General features: G+C 46.9%; 2 protein-coding genes. Both read left to right on the forward strand.

The window, feature by feature from the left end; all coding sequences use genetic code 11:
• Nucleotides 1-389, forward strand: a 389-nt coding sequence (locus tag R7Z50_RS27015; protein ID WP_318149684.1) for an NfeD family protein, incomplete at its 5' end; no start/stop codon positions are given.
• A 9-nt stretch (nt 390-398) separates the two neighbouring features.
• Nucleotides 399-734: SPFH domain-containing protein (locus R7Z50_RS27020; protein WP_318149685.1), on the forward strand; the 336-nt coding region annotated here is incomplete at its 3' end.

The raw sequence follows: 734 nt of genomic DNA on the forward strand, positions 1-734 counted from the left end.
GCTTTGGCATTTTAGGCTTGGGCGGCGTAGTAGCATTTGTGCTTGGTTCAATATTCCTGATGGACAGCGAGCTCCCGGGCTTCCAAATTGCCCTACCGTTGATTTTTGGTATCGCTATTTTCTCAATCGCGTTGATTCTTCTCACTATCGGTTTCTTACTCAGGATTCGAGGAAAAGGCGTCACCACAGGTTTAGAGACCTACCCCGGTAAACATGCCATTGTGAGTGACGACTTCATCGACGGACAAGGCCGCGTGCAGTTTGAAGGTGCATTTTGGCAAGCGAAGACCGAACAAGATCAAGAACTCAAACAAGGTGAATCGGTCACCATTGTTCATGTTAAAGGGCTAACCTTAACGGTGAAGCCCAATGACCGCCCTAAAGAATAGGAGGCGTTTATGATGCTCTACACTGTTGCTGTGATCGTGGTGCTGCTGTTCGCATTAGCGACACAAATGTTTAAGGTTCTGCGCGAGTACGAACGAGGCGTAGTGTTTTTTCTAGGGCGATTTCAAGAAGTAAAAGGCCCGGGCTTGATCATTTTGATTCCTTTCATCCAACAAATGGTGCGTGTTGATTTACGAACCATTGTGCTGGATGTGCCAACACAAGATTTGATCACCAAAGATAACGTCTCTGTGCGCGTTAACGCGGTGGTGTATTTTCGTGTGGTTGACCCACAAATGGCAATCAACAATATTGAAAGTTACAGCGATGCCACCAGCCAGTTAGCA

The organism is Vibrio sp. 1249-1 (assembly GCF_033340495.1).